The 15,505-nt window shown below is 72.3% G+C and carries 14 protein-coding genes; 4 read left to right on the plus strand and 10 right to left on the minus strand.

Annotation, left to right across the window (positions count from 1 at the left end; all coding sequences use genetic code 11):
* Positions 1 to 8: 8 nt before the first annotated feature.
* The 4 genes from ACE3UN_RS08710 to ACE3UN_RS08725 all read right to left on the minus strand — a co-directional run bounded on the left by ACE3UN_RS08710 (position 9) and on the right by ACE3UN_RS08725 (position 4,264).
* A complete protein-coding gene (locus ACE3UN_RS08710) occupies positions 9 to 1,451 on the minus strand; it encodes a DUF1501 domain-containing protein (RefSeq protein WP_374674538.1) in 1,443 nt (480 codons plus the stop codon).
* An 11-nt stretch (positions 1,452 to 1,462) separates the two neighbouring features.
* Positions 1,463 to 3,043 (minus strand): DUF1800 family protein, encoded by a 1,581-nt coding sequence (locus ACE3UN_RS08715; protein WP_374674539.1) that lies wholly within the window; start codon positions 3,041 to 3,043, stop codon positions 1,463 to 1,465.
* Between the two features lie 346 nt (positions 3,044 to 3,389).
* Positions 3,390 to 3,776: a Spx/MgsR family RNA polymerase-binding regulatory protein gene (locus ACE3UN_RS08720; RefSeq protein ID WP_374674540.1), complete on the minus strand. Its 387-nt coding sequence runs from the start codon at positions 3,774 to 3,776 to the stop codon at positions 3,390 to 3,392.
* Positions 3,773 to 4,264: a hypothetical protein gene (locus ACE3UN_RS08725; RefSeq protein WP_374674541.1), complete on the minus strand. Its 492-nt coding sequence runs from the start codon at positions 4,262 to 4,264 to the stop codon at positions 3,773 to 3,775. The genes ACE3UN_RS08720 and ACE3UN_RS08725 overlap by 4 nt, the downstream gene beginning before the upstream one ends.
* 129 nt (positions 4,265 to 4,393) lie before the next feature.
* Between ACE3UN_RS08725 and metG the strand changes: the two genes are divergently transcribed.
* The 4 genes from metG (at position 4,394) to ACE3UN_RS08745 (ending at position 9,377) form a co-directional block, all read left to right on the plus strand.
* Complete coding sequence (gene metG / locus ACE3UN_RS08730) at positions 4,394 to 6,445, plus strand: methionine--tRNA ligase (RefSeq protein WP_374674542.1); 2,052 nt, start codon at positions 4,394 to 4,396, stop codon at positions 6,443 to 6,445.
* Between the two features lie 147 nt (positions 6,446 to 6,592).
* Positions 6,593 to 8,263: a SulP family inorganic anion transporter gene (locus tag ACE3UN_RS08735; protein ID WP_374674543.1), complete on the plus strand. Its 1,671-nt coding sequence runs from the start codon at positions 6,593 to 6,595 to the stop codon at positions 8,261 to 8,263.
* A 50-nt stretch (positions 8,264 to 8,313) separates the two neighbouring features.
* A complete protein-coding gene (locus tag ACE3UN_RS08740) occupies positions 8,314 to 8,517 on the plus strand; it encodes a DUF3460 family protein (protein ID WP_374674544.1) in 204 nt (67 codons plus the stop codon).
* Positions 8,518 to 8,528: 11 nt separating this feature from the next.
* Positions 8,529 to 9,377 carry a ScpA family protein gene (locus tag ACE3UN_RS08745; RefSeq protein WP_374674703.1) on the plus strand — a complete coding sequence of 283 codons (849 nt, stop codon included), beginning with the start codon at positions 8,529 to 8,531 and terminating at the stop codon, positions 9,375 to 9,377.
* 46 nt (positions 9,378 to 9,423) lie between these two features.
* Here ACE3UN_RS08745 and ACE3UN_RS08750 read toward each other — a convergent pair whose 3' ends face one another.
* The 6 genes from ACE3UN_RS08750 to ACE3UN_RS08775 all read right to left on the minus strand — a co-directional run bounded on the left by ACE3UN_RS08750 (position 9,424) and on the right by ACE3UN_RS08775 (position 15,491).
* A complete protein-coding gene (locus tag ACE3UN_RS08750) occupies positions 9,424 to 9,900 on the minus strand; it encodes an SCP2 domain-containing protein (RefSeq protein ID WP_374674545.1) in 477 nt (158 codons plus the stop codon).
* A 20-nt stretch (positions 9,901 to 9,920) separates the two neighbouring features.
* Positions 9,921 to 10,874 carry a U32 family peptidase gene (locus tag ACE3UN_RS08755; RefSeq protein ID WP_374674546.1) on the minus strand — a complete coding sequence of 318 codons (954 nt, stop codon included), beginning with the start codon at positions 10,872 to 10,874 and terminating at the stop codon, positions 9,921 to 9,923.
* Between the two features lie 11 nt (positions 10,875 to 10,885).
* Positions 10,886 to 11,905, minus strand: coding sequence for a peptidase U32 family protein (locus tag ACE3UN_RS08760; protein ID WP_374674547.1), 1,020 nt, complete (start codon positions 11,903 to 11,905; stop codon positions 10,886 to 10,888).
* Positions 11,902 to 12,705: a Crp/Fnr family transcriptional regulator gene (locus ACE3UN_RS08765; RefSeq protein ID WP_374674548.1), complete on the minus strand. Its 804-nt coding sequence runs from the start codon at positions 12,703 to 12,705 to the stop codon at positions 11,902 to 11,904. The genes ACE3UN_RS08760 and ACE3UN_RS08765 overlap by 4 nt, the downstream gene beginning before the upstream one ends.
* Before the next feature lie 136 nt (positions 12,706 to 12,841).
* On the minus strand, positions 12,842 to 14,269 hold the full coding sequence (gene ccoG / locus ACE3UN_RS08770) for a cytochrome c oxidase accessory protein CcoG (protein ID WP_374674549.1): 1,428 nt from the start codon (positions 14,267 to 14,269) through the stop codon (positions 12,842 to 12,844).
* Positions 14,270 to 14,291: 22 nt separating this feature from the next.
* Positions 14,292 to 15,491 (minus strand): NnrS family protein, encoded by a 1,200-nt coding sequence (locus ACE3UN_RS08775; protein WP_374674550.1) that lies wholly within the window; start codon positions 15,489 to 15,491, stop codon positions 14,292 to 14,294.
* Positions 15,492 to 15,505: the final 14 nt, after the last annotated feature.

The raw sequence follows: 15,505 nt of genomic DNA on the forward strand, positions 1-15,505 counted from the left end.
GGCGCCCGTCAGGCCATGAAGCCCAGCGAGCGGTCGCGGCCGAAGGCCTTGAGATTGGGCAGGATGTTGTCGATCTGGCTGTCGTTCGCGCCAAACCACTCCAGCAGCGTGGCGGCGAACTGGTCGACGCTGCAGCTTGGGATCCACCGGCCGTGCCGCTCCCAGTCGGCCACGCCCACGTCGTCCGGCCCGCCTGGCACCAGCTCCGGGTAGCGGCCGTAGGTGGCGCCGCCCAGCACGCTGCCGCCCATCACCAGCTGGATGTTGCCCCAGCCATGGTCGCTGCCGCCACTCTGGTTGGGCACCAAGGTGCGGCCGAAGTCGCTGTGGGTGAAGGCCGTGACCTGCCGCCCCATGCCCAACCCCTGCATGGCGTTGTCGAAAGCCGCCAGGGCGTCGGCGAGCTGGCGCACCAGGCCGGCGTGCGCGCCCTGGGTGGCGTCGCCAGCCAGCACCTGCGCCGCGTGGGTGTCGAAGCCGGTCAGGCTGGCGAAGTAGATGTGGCGGTCCCCCTGCAGCTGACGCCGCCCGGCGATGAGCTTGGCGATCTGGTAAAGCTGCGCCGCCAGCGGGGTGGACAGGGTGTCGCCGTCGATCAGCCCCGCGAAGGCACGGTCGATCGCGGCGGGCACGGTGCCGTCGCCCGGCTTGCCGGCCACGAGGGACTCGAGCCGCCCGGACGTGTCGAAGGCCTCGCGCTGCATGCGGGCGAAAGCCTCCGCCAGGTCCCGGTCCTGCCCCTCGGCGTACAGGGCGTCGACCGCCAGCTGCCGCTTCTGGTTGGCCGGGTAGATCACCTCGTCGGGCCGCAGCCCCATCGCCGCGAAGCCGCCGCCCGGCCCCGGCAGGGCGAGTGCCATGGCGCCGTCGCCCGTGCCGAAGCGGCTGGTGCCGCCCACGGAGATCACGGGCGAGCCGGTGGCCAGCAGCTCGCAGGTGCGCGCGCCCCAGCCGGTGCGCGCCGTGGGATCCATGCTGGCGCTTTCCCAGGCGCGCTGCTGGTCGGAATGCGAGAACAGGCTGGGCGGGATCAGCGGCGAGTCGTCCGGCTCGGACAGGTACTGCGCCTTGGTGAGCGGCGCCGCCAACGGGCCGACGTTGATGATGGGCGCCAGGCGCCGTGCCGACCAGGCCGGCAGCAGGCTTTCCATGGCGGGGTGCAGGCCGTAGGCGCTGCGTCCCAGAGGCAGGAGCGCCGACTTGGGCAGTGCCAGCACACCACGCGCGCTGCGGTACTGCTCGTGGCGTGCGGTGTCGGTGGGGACCAGCACATTGAAGCCGTCGTTGCCGCCGAAGAGGTAGATGCAGACCAGCGCACGGTAGTCGTTGGCCTGCGCCGGCCGGGCGCCGAGCAGCGAGCCGGCGCCCGCCAGTGCCGCCAGGCCGGTGCCGCCGGCGGCAAGCCGCAGCCAGTCGCGTCGCCGCAGGAGGGGGGTGGAAGTCTTGTCCATCGGGCGGTTCCTCAAGGCACGATCTGGTACTGCGGCGAGGCCATCACCAGCCAGCCGGCGCGGGCCACGCGCATCTCGCGCCAGTTGTCGGGCGCGTTGCGCTCGTCGTAGTGCGCGGCCGCCTCGATGACGCGGCTGCGGGCGGGCTCGGGCAAGGGCGCGCCGATCACGAGCCGGCTCATGCGGTCCACCAATGCGGGCACGTCGGCCGCGTCGCGCGTCCATGCGCTGAGCTTCAGGTGGGTGCCCACCGCGTTGGGCACGCTGCGATCGGGCGCCGCGCCGCCCTTGTCGAACAGCATCGTCAGGAAGTTCAGCCGTTCCAGCGCGGTGCTGGCGTTGTGGATGCCGAACGCGGGGCCGACGAGGCCGGTGCCACTGACGGGGAAATCCGGCGGGTAGAAGTTGAAGACCGAGGGCGGGCGGAAGGCGTGCTGAGCCAGGTTGCCGCCCTGCCAGAAGCCCAGCGCCACGCCGTCGGTGTCGCCGCCCATCGCACGGATCACGCCGACGAACAGCTGGATCGGCTCACGCAGGCGCCCGGCGCGCCGCGCCGGGGAAGCGGCCCGGGCCTCGCTGTCGAGCAGCACGGCCGCCACGGTGGCCGACAGGTCACCCCGGCGCCCGCTGCCGATGCCATCGTGGCTGCCGCGGTCGAAGGCCGACGCGACGCGCGCCACGTAGGCCGGGGTGGGGTTGCTGGTCACCAGGTGCTGGATGAGGTGGCGCGCCAGGAAGGGCCCCATGTTGGGGTGGGCCATCACGCTGTCGAGCACCTTCTCCAGCGCCGCGGGCGCGGGGGTACCGGCCGGCACCACCACGTTGGACAGCAGCTTGCGCGCCCCGGTGTCACGCAGGCTGCCGCTGGCGGGCACCATGTCGCCACCCAGGTAGTGGCAGTTGGCGCCGGCCGGGTGGCAGCCCCAGCGGTTGGCGCCCCCCGCCGGGTAGGTCCAGCCGGTGAGCGCATAGGCGTACTCGCGCACCGTCTCGTTGCCGTAGGTGGGCCGGCAACGGCCGCCGGCGAGCGAGCCGTCGGCATTGAGGTGGCAGGGGCCGATGCTGAACAGCTGCAGCAGTTCGCGGGCGAAGTTCTCGTTCGGCGCGGCCGCGTCGTTGTTCACGTGGTTCAGGTACTCGCCCATCATGGGCGACAGGGCCACCTTGCGCAGCACATCGCGGTAGTTGCCGAGCGCGGTGGCGGTGAGGTCGTTGTAGAACCGGCGCAGGCCGTAGGTGCCGTCCACCTCCATGTTGCTGACGACCAGCACCTGCATGAGGGCCAGGGCCACCCGCTGGCGCAGCTGGTCGTCCTTGTGCACCGCATTGCGGTAGAAGTCCCAGAGCAGCGGCTCGCTGGAATAGAAATCGCGCCAGCAGTTGGGGTTCTTGGACTGCGCCGGCAAGGCGCAGAAGCCCGTGCGGGAGGTGTTCTGGTCCGGCGAGTCGTCGCCACCGGAGCGGTAGCGCGACTGCTGGGCCATGCCGAGCTGGGCCACCACCCAGGCGCGCGCCCCCTGCGCCTGGATGTCGGTGACGAGCTTCTCGGTGGGCCCGAAGGTCGCCTGATGGGCCAGGCGAACGGCGTCCATCTGCGTCACCGGCGCCTCGGCGCGACCTGCCCGATCCCCAGCCGCAACCCGGGCGGCCGTGGGGTCCTCGCCGCTGCCGCTGCAGGCCGCCAGCATGGCGACGCAGGGCCATGCCCACAGCGCCCGCACAGCGTGGCGATGCCAGGCCAGGCGGCTCCTCCCGTCAGGTGTCTGCTTCATGCTTTTCCGTCGCGCGGGCGGGCCCGGCGGGCCCCGTCCAACCGCAGCCGCGCATGATGGCGAGCCGGCGGCGCCCCAGTGGGCCGTTACGTCACGGGATGTGACGCGGGATGCGCTTGGCGCGCTCCCCGGAAATGAAGAGACACAAATGATCCCAAATGTCGCGTCAGTCAGCGCTCACGCCGGCGCGCTCGGCCCACTCGGCAGGCGAAAAGCCCACGGTGACGGAGCCATCGGGCCACTCCACCACCGGCCGCTTCACCAGGCTGGGCTGGGCCTGCATCAGCGCCAGCGCCCCGCCGGCGTCAGCGGCGGACTGCTGCGCGGCCGGGTCCAGCCGGCGCCAGGTGGTGCCCTGGCGGTTCAGCAGGCGTTCCCAGCCCAGGGCAGCGGCCCAGCGCTGCAGTTGCCCGGCCGACACGCCGGCCTTCTTGAAGTCGACGAACTCATGGGCCACGCCCTGGGCGGCCAGCCAGGCGCGCGCCCGCTTCACGGTGTCGCAGTGGGGAATGCCATGCACGCGCGGGGCGGCGTGGGTCGGCGCCACGGTCATGGCAGGTTGTCCTTGTCGTTGGTTTCGCACAGGGGGTCCGGGCCGCGGCCGGCGTCCCGCACGGTGCCGTCGGGCTCCAGGGTGACCTGGAACCACTGGCAAAACGGGGATTCATAGCGCCAGGACCAGACGGTCGCGCCACGCCAGATGCCCGCCACATGGCCCGGCCGGCCCAGCAGGGCACGCACCGCGTCCGCCCGCATGCCCGGCTGCACACGGTCGAAGACATCGTCGCGCAGCACCTGCTCCTGGCGCAGCAGCCGGCCCTGGGCGTCGAAATCCAGCATGTAGGTGTGCCGGCCGAACGGGCCGCGTGCGAACTCGAGCCGCTCACCGCCGCCGGCCAGCGCATGCCGGCCCGTGGGCGGCCCCATGTCGGCCTCCACGGCGGCGCGGCCCTGGCCCGGCTGCAGGCCTCCCGGCCCATAGCTGGTGCAGGCACAGGCCACGAGGGCCATCGCCAGGGTCGGAATCAGCGCGGGACGCATGGTCGGACCAATCTACCACCGGCCTAAAATGCCTGGCTCCGCCCCGGCGAATCGCCGGGCCACGCAGCCACTGCGCGCGCCCGCGCCGCCGCGGTTCATTCCGGCCCCACCGGCCCTGTCGCCCCGCCCATGACCCGCCAGCTCTTCGTCACCACCGCCCTGCCCTACGCCAATGCGCCCTTCCACATCGGGCACATGATGGAGTACATCCAGGCGGACATCTGGGTGCGGTTCCAGCGCATGCGGGGGCACGACGTGCACTTCGTGTGCGCCGACGACACCCACGGCGCGCCGATCATGATCGCGGCCGAAAAGGCCGGCAAGACGCCGCAGGCCTACGTGGCCGAGGTGGCCGCGGGCCGCTCGCGTTACCTCGACGGCTTCCACATCGGCTTCGACCACTGGGATTCGACCGACTCCCCGGCCAACCACGCCCTGGCGAAAGAGATCTACCTCGCCCTGCGCAAGAACGAGCTGATCGACGTGCGCACGATCGAGCAGTTCTTCGACCCGGACAAGGGCATGTTCCTGCCCGACCGCTTCATCAAGGGCGAGTGCCCCAAGTGCGGCGCCAAGGACCAGTACGGCGACAACTGCGAGGTGTGCGGCGCGGTCTACAGCCCCACCGAGCTCCGGAACCCCTACTCGGCCCTGTCGGGCGCCACCCCGGTGCTCAGGACCAGCGAGCACTACTTCTTCCGCCTGTCCGACCCGCGCTGCGTGGCCTTCCTGCAGGGCTGGATGAACGACACCGGCCGCCTGCAGCCCGAGGTGCTGAACAAGATCCGCGAGTGGTTCGTGCCCGACGAGGACGGCAAGATCTCGCTGGGCGACTGGGACATCTCGCGCGACGCGCCGTACTTCGGCATCGAGATCCCGGACGCACCGGGCAAGTATTTCTACGTCTGGCTGGACGCGCCCATCGGCTACCTGGCCTCGCTGGCCAACTACTGCGCCCGCCGCGGCCTGGACATGGACGCCCTGCTGGCCGACCCGGCCGTGGAGCAGGTGCACTTCATCGGCAAGGACATCACCACCTTCCACACGCTGTTCTGGCCGGCCATGCTGCATTTCTCGGGCCGCAAGGTGCCCGACCGCGTGTTCGTGCATGGCTTCATCACGGTCAGCGGCGAGAAGATGAGCAAGAGCCGCGGCACCGGCATCTCGCCGCTGCGCTACCTCGAGCTCGGCATGCACCCGGAATGGCTGCGCTACTACCTGGCCGCCAAGCTCAACGCCCGCGTGGAGGACATCGACTTCAACCCCGAGGACTTCGTCGCGCGCGTCAATGCCGACCTGGTGGGCAAGTACATCAACATCGCCAGCCGCGCCGCCGGCTTCCTGGCCAAGCGCTTCGGCGGCACGCTCTCGGCCGACCTCGGCGTGGAGGGCACGAGCCTGCTGGACACGCTGCGCGCGCACCGCGCCACCATCGAGCAGCTCTACGAGGAGCGCGAGTTCGGCAAGGCGATGCGCGAGGTGATGGCGCTGGCCGACAAGGTCAACGAATACGTCGATCAGCACAAGCCCTGGGAGCTGGCGAAGCAGCCCGAGCACGCGGCCGCGCTGCACGACGTGTGCAGCACCTGCATCGAGGCCTTCCGCCTGCTGACCCTCTACCTCAAGCCGGTGCTGCCGGCGCTCGCGGCCCAGGTGGAGGCCTTCCTGCGCGTGCCGCCGCTGGGGTTCGACGACGCCGCCGGCGCCCTGGGCGCGCACACCATCGGCGCCTACCAGCACCTGCTGCAGCGCGTGGACGAGAAGCTGCTCGACGCCCTGTTCGAGCCGCCGGCCGCCCCCGCCGCCCCGGCGCCCACGCCCGGTGGCGAGCCCATCGCGGCCGAGATCAAGATCGATGCGTTCTCCGCCGTGGACCTGCGCATCGCGAAGATCGTGGACGCCCAGACGGTGGACGGCTCGGACAAGCTGCTGCGCCTCACGCTGGACGTGGGCGAGGGTCGCCATCGCAACGTGTTCTCGGGCATCCGCAGCGCCTACCGGCCGGAGGACCTGGTGGGCAAGCTCACCGTGATGGTGGCCAACCTGGCGCCGCGCAAGATGAAGTTCGGGGTGTCCGAAGGCATGGTGCTGGCCGCCAGCCACGCCGACGAGAAGGCCCACCCCGGCATCTTCGTGCTGGAGCCCTTCCCCGGCGCGCAGCCGGGCATGCGGGTGCGCTGATGCACCCCGCGCGCCGCGCCGTGGCCCAGCGACACGCGTCGCTGGTGGCCGGGCCGTCGCGCCGCCGGCGCTTCGACACGCGCCTGCACCACTGTGGTCCTCCGGGCGAGCGACATGTCGCCGCCCCTGCCCGTTCCTGGAGGACCCATGCCGCTGCCCATCCCGCTGCACCCCTTTCGCCCCCGCCTGCTTGACGCGCTGGCGGGCTACCGCCGCGCCGACTTCTTCGCCGACCTCGGCGCCGGCCTCACCGTGGGCGTGGTCGCCCTGCCCCTGGCCATGGCCTTCGCCATCGCGTCGGGCGTGGACCCGGCGCAAGGCCTGGTCACCGCCATCGTGGCCGGGCTGCTCATCTCGCTGCTGGGCGGCTCGAACGTGCAGATCGGCGGGCCGGCCGGCGCCTTCATCGTGGTGGTCTACGGCATCCTGGAGCGGCATGGCCTGGCCAACCTGCTCATCGCCACCTCGATGGCCGGCGTGCTGCTGTTCCTGATGGGGCTGCTGCGACTGGGCGCCCTGGTGCGCTACATCCCGGTGAGCATCGTCATCGGCTTCACGAACGGCATCGCGGTGCTGATCGCCCTGTCGCAGGTGAAGGATCTGCTCGGGCTGCCCGTGGCCAAGCTGCCAGCCGACTTCTTCGGCCAGCTCGCGGCGCTGGGCGCCCACCTCGGGCAGTGGAACCCCTGGGCATTCGCCCTGGGGGCGGCCAGCCTGGCCATCGTGGTGCTGTGGCCCAAGACCTATGCCATGCCCGTGGCCCCGGCCACGGCGGGCCAGCGCCTGCGGCGTGTGGCGGCCCAGGTGCCCGGCACCCTCGTCGCCCTGCTGGCGGCCACGCTCGCGGCGCGTGCGCTGCAGTTGCCGGTGGACACGATCGGCTCGCGCTTCGGCGGCATCCCGTCGTCGCTGCCCCTGCCGCAGCTGCCGCACTTCGAGTGGGCCACCGCCAAGCAGCTGGTGATTCCCACCGTCACCATCGCGCTGCTGGGCGCCATCGAGTCGCTGCTGTGCGCGCGCGTGGCGGACAACGCCAGCGACCGCCCCCGTCACGACCCGAACCAGGAGCTGATGGCCCAGGGCGTCGCCAACCTCGTCACGCCCCTGTTCGGCGGCATCCCGGCCACCGGCACCATCGCGCGCACGGTCACCAACGTGCGCGCGGGCGCCCGCACGCCCGTGTCCGGCATCGTGCATGCGCTGACCCTGCTGGTGACCATGCTGGCGGCCGCCCCGCTGGCCGTGCATGTGCCGCTGGCCGCGCTGGCCGGCATCCTGCTGTTCGTGGCCTGGAACATGGGCGAGTGGCGCGAGTTCGCCCGCCTGCGGCAGTTCCTCCTGCCCTACCGCACCGTGCTGGTGGGCACGTTCATCCTCACCGTCGTGTTCGATCTCACGGTGGCGGTGGAGGTGGGCCTGCTGGCGGCGTGCGGCTTCTTCATCTACCGCATGGGCACGCTGTTCCGGGTCACCGAGCTGGCAGGGGCGCCGGCCGGGCGCCAGGTCTTCGAGCTGTACGGCTCGCTGTTCTTCGGCGCGGTGACCAAGGTCGAGGCCATCGTCAGCCAGGTGGCGCCGACCACCCGTCAGGTGGTGCTGGACATGCACCGCCTGGTCTCGCTGGACACCTCGGGGCTGGATGCCCTGGAGCAGTTGCATGCCAGCCTGCACCGGCGCGGCGTGGGGCTGGTGCTGGCGGCGCTCAACGAGCAGCCGCGCGGGCTGGTCCAGCGCACCGGCTTCGACGCGGCGCTCGGGCCGCACGGGCTGGTGGCCCGCGTGGAGGACGCCCGGATCCCGCAGGCCCCCCCGGGCTAAAATGCGCCTTTCCCGCGCCGCGACGGCGCACCGCCTGCCCTGTTGCCGCCATGCCGCTGTTCTGGAAGCCCTACAAGTCCGACATCACCCAGTTCGTCGACGAGCTCAAGGCCAAGCGCCCCACGCTGGAATCCGAGCAACGCGCCGGCCGCGCCCTGCTGTGGGACCGCCCGCAGGACCGTGAGGCCGAGGCCCAGTTCTCGCAGGCCCGCGTGGCGCAGAAGGCCTACGTCTACTTCACCGGCCCGAAGTGAGGCCGGCGGGGCTGCCCACGGCCGAGGCGGAGCTGCCCCCGCCCGCCGCGCCCGAAGTGGCCGGCCCTGACGAGGTCGACGGCCTGGCCGTGGCGCGCCTGTATGGCGCGCCGCTGTTCACGCTGCCCACCGACCTGTACATCCCGCCGGATGCGCTGCAGGTGTTCCTGGAGGCCTTCCAGGGGCCGCTGGACCTGCTGCTCTACCTCATCCGCAAGCAGAACTTCAACATCCTCGACATCCCGATGGCGGATGTCACGCGGCAGTACCTCACCTACGTCGAGCAGATCCGCACGCACAACCTCGAGCTCGCGGCCGACTACCTGCTGATGGCCGCGATGCTCATCGAGATCAAGTCGCGCATGCTGCTGCCGCCCAAGAAGACGGACGATGGCAGCGAACCGGAGGACCCGCGCGCCGAGCTGGTGCGGCGCCTGCTCGAGTACGAGCAGATGAAGCTGGCCGCCGCGCGGCTGGACACCCTGCCCCAGATGGGGCGCGACTTCTGGCGCGCCCAGGTGGCGGTGGAACAGGCGGTGGCCATGCGCTTTCCCGATGTCTCGGTGGACGAGTTGCGAGAGGCCTGGGCCGACATCCTCAAGCGCGCACGCCTGCACCAGCACCACAAGATCTCGCGCGAGCAGCTCTCGGTGCGCGAGTACATGACGGTGGTGCTCAAGCGCCTGCAGGGCCAGCGTTTCGTCGAGTTCCAGGACCTGTTCGACGTGACGCGCGGTGCGCCGGTCATGGTCGTCACCTTCATCGCCATGCTGGAGCTGGCCCGCGAGCGGCTGCTCGAGATCACGCAGGCCGAGGCCTTCGCGCCCATCTACGTGCGGCTGGCCTACACGCCGGCCTGACGCACGCCGGACGCGTCCGCGGCCCGTCGTCGGGCCGCTAGCGCCGCTAGCGCCGCCAGGGCAGCCAGGCCGGGCCGATGGCGTCCAGCGTGTTCTTCAGCACCAGGCCCAGCTCGGTGTCGCCCTCCATCACCAGACGCCGGTCGAAGAACAGGCGGTCCGGGTCCTCCTCGCCACGGGCAAGCGCCGCGTAGGCGGCGGAGCTCGCCTCGATCCACAGCGCGGGCTCGGCCTGGTCGCCCGCCGGCACGAAGCGGCCGCCGTCCAGCCGCAGGTGCAGGCGCAGTCCCAGGTCGCGCACGCGCAGTGCCACGACGCGGTCACGCAGCGCGGCACGCGCGTCGCCCGGCAGCTGCGGCAGCAGCCAGCGGTTCAGGGCCTGCGCGGCCAGCCAGGACGGCGGGTGGCTGGGCAGGCGCCCGACCGTGGCGGCCACACGCCGGTGCAGCGGGGCCATCCAGGCGGGCATGCCCGGGGGCAGGGGCAGGTCGGGGGTCGGGTGGGGGCTGAGCGCTGGGGTCATGGGGTGCAAGGGGTCGGGGATCAGGAGGCGGCCCACTGCATGCCCGGCAGACGCCGCGCGTAGCCGTTGCTGAGCGGGCCGGGAACGCCGGCGGTCGCCCAGGCCTCGGCGCGGCCCGCCGCGGGCTCGCCGTCGTGGAACACGGCTGCCACGTCGCGCAGCACCTGCGCGAAGCCCTGGGCGCAGGGCGACAGGCGCAGCCGCGACACGCCCGACGCCTGCAGCACCTCGCCGTCGGCCAGCAGGCACTGCACGGCGGCGGACTGCGTCTGCGTGCCGTTGAGCACCAGGAAGGGCTGGCGCTCGGTGGTGGTCATGGGCAGCCCGTCGGGGTGCGCCAGGCAGCGGTACTCGCAGGCGTCCTTGGGCAGGCCATGGTGGCGGGCGGTGAAGCAGCGCGCCGAGAACGACAGCGGCACGCGGCCGAACACCCAGGCCTCGGTCTGCAGGGGCTCACCCGCGGGCGTGCACACCGGTGAATCGGGCGGGTTGATGGCCGCCAGGGCGTCCAGCGGCAGCTCGATGGGGGCGACCCATCGCGTGGCGCCCAGGTCGGCGTACTGGGCCAGCGCGGCCCGGCTGTAGATGTTGAGGTGCGGGCCGAGGACCAGCGGCACGCGGCCGGCCAGCAGCTGCAGCGCGGAGGCATCGGCCGCCTCCACCGCGAACTCGGCCTGGTCCCCCATGCGCTCGATGAGGCGCAGGTCGGCCTCGGTCTCCACCAGGGCCTGCGCCGCCAGCACCACCGTCTTGCCGGCCTGCGCCAGCTCGCGCCCCAGGGCCAGCCAGTCAGGCAGGCGCAGCTGGCGCCGCCGGGCGCACACCACCTCGCCGATCACCACCGTGTCGGCACGGCTGTCGGCCATCTCGGCGTAGAACTCGAGCACCGAGGTGCGCGGCCAGAAATACAGCAGCGGGCCCACCGTGAGGCCGGGCCGCTCGGGCGTGAACGTCGTCATCGGCAGGGTCGTCATCGGCGGCATCGTCATCGCCAGGGCCGCTCGTAGGCCCCGAGCGTCTGCTGCTGGCCTTCGGCGTGGTGGGTGAGGGTCTCGGCCCAGTCGGGGGCCACCTGGTAGGCGGCGCTGTCGGCCAGCGCGAGGTCGATGGCGGCGCGCCACACCCGCGTCACCTGCTCGACGTAGGACGCGCTGCGCTGCCGGCCTTCGATCTTGATGGCCGCCACCCCGAGGGCCAGCAGCCGGGGCAGCACGGCCAGCGTGTTGAGGCTGGTGGGCGATTCCAGCGCGTACTCGCGCTGCTCGTCCACCAGGAAGCGGCCCTTGCACAGCGTGGGGTAGCCGCGCGGCTCGTGGGGCGCGTAGGTGTCGATCAGCACGTCGTTGAGCCGCGCCTGCACGCCGTCGGCCGCCTGGCTCCAGCGCACGGCGCTGGCGGGCGAGCAGACGCCGGCGTTGTTCGGCGAGCAGCCCGTGGCCCAGGACGACAGCGTGCAGCGGCCTTCGACCATGACGCACAGGCTGCCGAAACCGAACACCTCGATGTCCACCGGTGTGCGCGCCATCACCTGCGCCACCTGCTCGATGGTGAGCACGCGCGGCAGCACGGCCCGCTGGATGCCATAGCGCTGGCGGTAGAACTCGATGGCCGCGTGCGTGGTGGCCGAGGCCTGCACCGACAGGTGCAGCCGCAGTTGCGGATGCTGGCGGCGGCACCAGTCCATCACGGCGACGTCGGCCACGATCAGCGCGTCGGCCCCGAGCGCCACCGCCTTGTCCGCCGCCCGGAACCACGGCGACGGGTCGCGGGCATCGGCGAAGGTGTTCAGCGCCATCAGCGCCTGGGCACCTCGGGCATGGGCATAGGCCACGCCGTCGCGCACCTGGGCGTCGTCGAAGTTGAGGCCGGCGAAGTTGCGCGCGTTGGTCGCGTCCTTCAGGCCGAGGTACACGGCGTCGGCACCGGCGTCGACCGCACATTGCAGCGCGCGCAGGGACCCGGCCGGACACACCAGGTCCGGCCGTCGCAGGGCGGCCGCGGTCATCCGGCGGACACCTGCCGGGGCAGGCCGGCCACCGGGTGCGAGCCCGCCAGCCGCTGCAGGCCCTCCACGTCGCACAGGCGCAGCTCGTAGCCGCGCACCTCGATCAGGCCGTCGTCGGACAGGCGCCGCAAGGCGCGCGAGAGCGATTCGGAGGTGGTCCCCAGGTGACGGGCGATGACCTGCTTGCGCTCGTTGAGCAGCACCAGCGCCTCGTTGTCGCCGGTGCTGGCCGGCTGTTGGCGCAGCAGCCAGCGCGCCAGGCGGCCGGCGACGTCCGTGCCGGCCATGTCCCGCAGGCTGTCCTGCAGGTCACGCACGCGCTGGGCCAGCACGCCGGCGTAGGCGCGCGGGAAGCGCCGATCGAGCGAGCACGCCTCGTCCAGCGCACTCACGGGGATGGCCAGCAGCTCCACGGCGGTGCGGCACTCGGCGGCCTCCGACCAGGTGCCGGGGCAGTCCATGGCACCGGCCGTCTCCAGCCAGTCGCCGGGGCCGATGAGTCGCTTGTCGGCGAACTGCCCGCCGGGCGTGCGCACGCCCAGCGCCATCACGCCCTGGCGCAGCAGCCACCACGACGGCTCGGGGCGGCGCGGGGAATCGAGGGTGAAGGCGCCCGCGGGGCAGCGCACCAGCCGCGATGCGTCGAGCAGGTGCTGCAAGGCGGTGTCGCCCGGCAGGTGCGGCTCGAAGCCGCGGCGCAGCAGCTCCAGGTCGGGGGCGGTGGGCTTGGCCGCGGCCAGCCAGGGACGAGGGGCATGGCGGGGCAGCGCGGCGCGATGCGAGCGGGCGGTGTCGTGCATGACGGTCTCCCGGAAGAGGCAGTGGTCGATGCCCGGCACTTTGGCGACGCGTCGCCGACGTGGATTTGCGCCAACACAAGCGTTGTGGCGACTTGGGGGCCCTCCCGAGGGAAACCCCCACGGGTAGACGCGCAGGTCAGTCCGGCACGTAGAAGCTCGCGGCCGATTCCACCGTGGTGGCGTCGCTGCCTGCCTGCGCGTCGACGACCACGACGAGGGTGACCGGATGCGACCCGCGTCCTGCCGCGGCCGCCTGCTCCATGGGCAGGTGCAGCTGCAGGGGCGTGGACACGATCGCGGCCGGCTCGATGTCGATCGCCCGCTGCGGCTCCACGGCGAGGCCGGGCAGGCCCTGCGCCCGCAGCCGCACGCGCAGCGGCCGCTCGGTGCGGTTGGCCAGCTGCACGCGGTAGAGGTTCTCCACGGTGCCGCCCTCGCTCAGCCGGGCCAGCGCGGCGCGGTCCTTGATCACGTCCACGAGCAGCGGGTCGCGGCCCGCGATGGACGCCACGAAGCCCCCGCACAGCAGGGCCAGCACGGCACCGTAGATGAGCACGCGCGGGCGCAGCACGCGGCGCCACATCTGCGCCGGTGTCCAGCCCTTGGCCACGCCGTTGGCCGTGGCATAGCGGATCAGCCCGCGCGGCGCCTGCAGCTTGTCCATGACGTCGTCGCACACATCGATGCACGCCGCACAGCCGATGCACTCGTTCTGCAGGCCCTTGCGGATGTCGATGCCGGTGGGGCAGACCTGCACGCACAGGGTGCAGTCCACGCAGTCGCCCTGGCTCAGCGCGCGGGCGTCGCTGCCGCGCTTGCGCGAGCCGCGCGGCTCGCCGCGGGCGGTGTCGTAGGTGATGATCAGCGAGTCCTTGTCGATCAGCGCGCTCTGGAAGCGGGCGTACGGGCACATGTACTTGCACATCTGCTCGCGCATCCAGCCCGCATTGCCGTAGGTGAAGCCGCCGTAGAAGAGCACCCAGAAGACCTCCCAGCCCGACAGGCTGAACGAGGCGAGCGCGGCGGTCAGCTCGCGAATGGGCGTGAAGTAGCCGACGAAGGTGAAGCCGGTGAGCAGCGACAGCAGCACCCAGCCGGTGTGCTTGCCGCCCTTGCGCCAGAGCTTCTCGACCCCCCAGGGCGCACGGTCCAGGCGCATGCGGGCGCCGCGGTCGCCTTCCAGGCGCCGCTCGATCCACATGAACATCTCCGTGTAGACCGTCTGCGGGCACGCGTAGCCGCACCACAGGCGGCCGGCCACGGCCGTGAAGAAGAACAGGCCCAGCGCGCTGATCACCAGCAGCGCGGCCAGGTAGATGAAGTCCTGCGGGTAGAGCACCAGGCCGCCCACGAAGAAGCGGCGGCTCTCCAGGTCGAACAGCAGCGCCTGGCGGCCGTTCCACTGCAGCCAGGGCACGCCGTAGAAGAACAGCTGGGTGAGCCACACCATCACCCAGCGCCAGTTCGTGTAGCGGCCGGTGACGGAGCGGGGATAGACCTTGATCTCGGCGGCGTACAGCGGCGTGGCCGCCGCGCCGGCCGCGGGGGCGTCGGGGCGGTTCATGGCGGGTCGGTGAGGGGGTGCGTCAGCCGGGCTGGCCGTCGGCGCGTGGCCGCAGCAGCCAGGGCGTGTAGCGCCACAGGTAGAGCACGAAGGCCAGCGTCCACAGGCCGGCGGAGACGAGCGTCGCCGCGGCCAGGCCGGGCGGCCAGACCAGCGGCGTGAGCACGCGCACCACGGCGGCCAGGAACAGCGCCAGGTAGGCGGCCTGCTCCACACGGCCGGCGCGCAGCGGCCGGCCGGTGTGGCCCAGCGCCGTGCGGGTGATCATGCCGAGCGTGACCATGCCGATCACACCCACGGTGAGCGCATGGGTGGCGGGGCCCGCGGGCCACGCGCCGAGTGCCGACCCGGCGCGCAGCACCAGGTGCACCGGCAGCCAGGCATAGGCCACGTGCAGCACCGCCACCAGCGGGTTGGCCAGGCTCTTCCAGGGCTGCCACAGCCACCAGCGCCAGGTGTGGACCACCGCCGCGGCGGCGGCGCCGGCGGCCAGCACCGGCGCGGGCGCCTGCAGAGCGTCCAGCGCCATCAGCAGCAGCACGGTGGCGAGCGCCGAGCGCTCGACACGCTCGTCCCGCACCGCCTGCATCCCCGGCACACCGTTGTTGGAGAACATGGGCACCACGCGACCGGCCATCACGGCGATCATGAACAGCACCACGTCCAGCGCCAGCGGCATGCCCAGGCCGGCGGGCAGCGTGACCCAGCCCAGCCAGCCGGCATGCAGCACGCCGGCCGCGCCACCCATCATCACCAGCAGGGCCACGAAGAAATAGTTGCGGCGGTTGCCGCCGCGGTGCAGGGCCCGCCACAGCCCCCAGGCCGCGAACCAGGGCACGGCCACGTTGAGCAGCGCCGCCAGCTCACCCCAGGGTGACAGCAGTGCCAGCCGCGCCGCCACCCACAGCGCGGCCAGCGCCATCAGGGGCCGGCCGGTGGGTGTGCGCTGGCCGGACCAGTTGCGTCCCGCGGTGAAGAGAAAGCCGATGATGATCGCCAGCGCGTAGCCGAAGACCATCTCATGCGCGTGCCAGGCGGCGCCACGCAGGTAGGCCGCGCCGAGCCAGCCGCTGAACTGCAGGGCCCACAGCGGCACCGACAGGGCCGCCAGCGCCGCCGCCAACAGGTAGAACGGGCGGAAACCCAGGTCCCACAGCGCCCAGCGCCGGCCACGCGGCGCGCGGGCAATGGGCTCTTCCAGCGACAGGTACACGGTGCCCATGGGACGGCCCTCGG

It is taken from the genome of Ideonella sp., assembly GCF_041918995.1.
Classification (GTDB): Bacteria; Pseudomonadota; Gammaproteobacteria; order Burkholderiales; family Burkholderiaceae_C; genus Ideonella.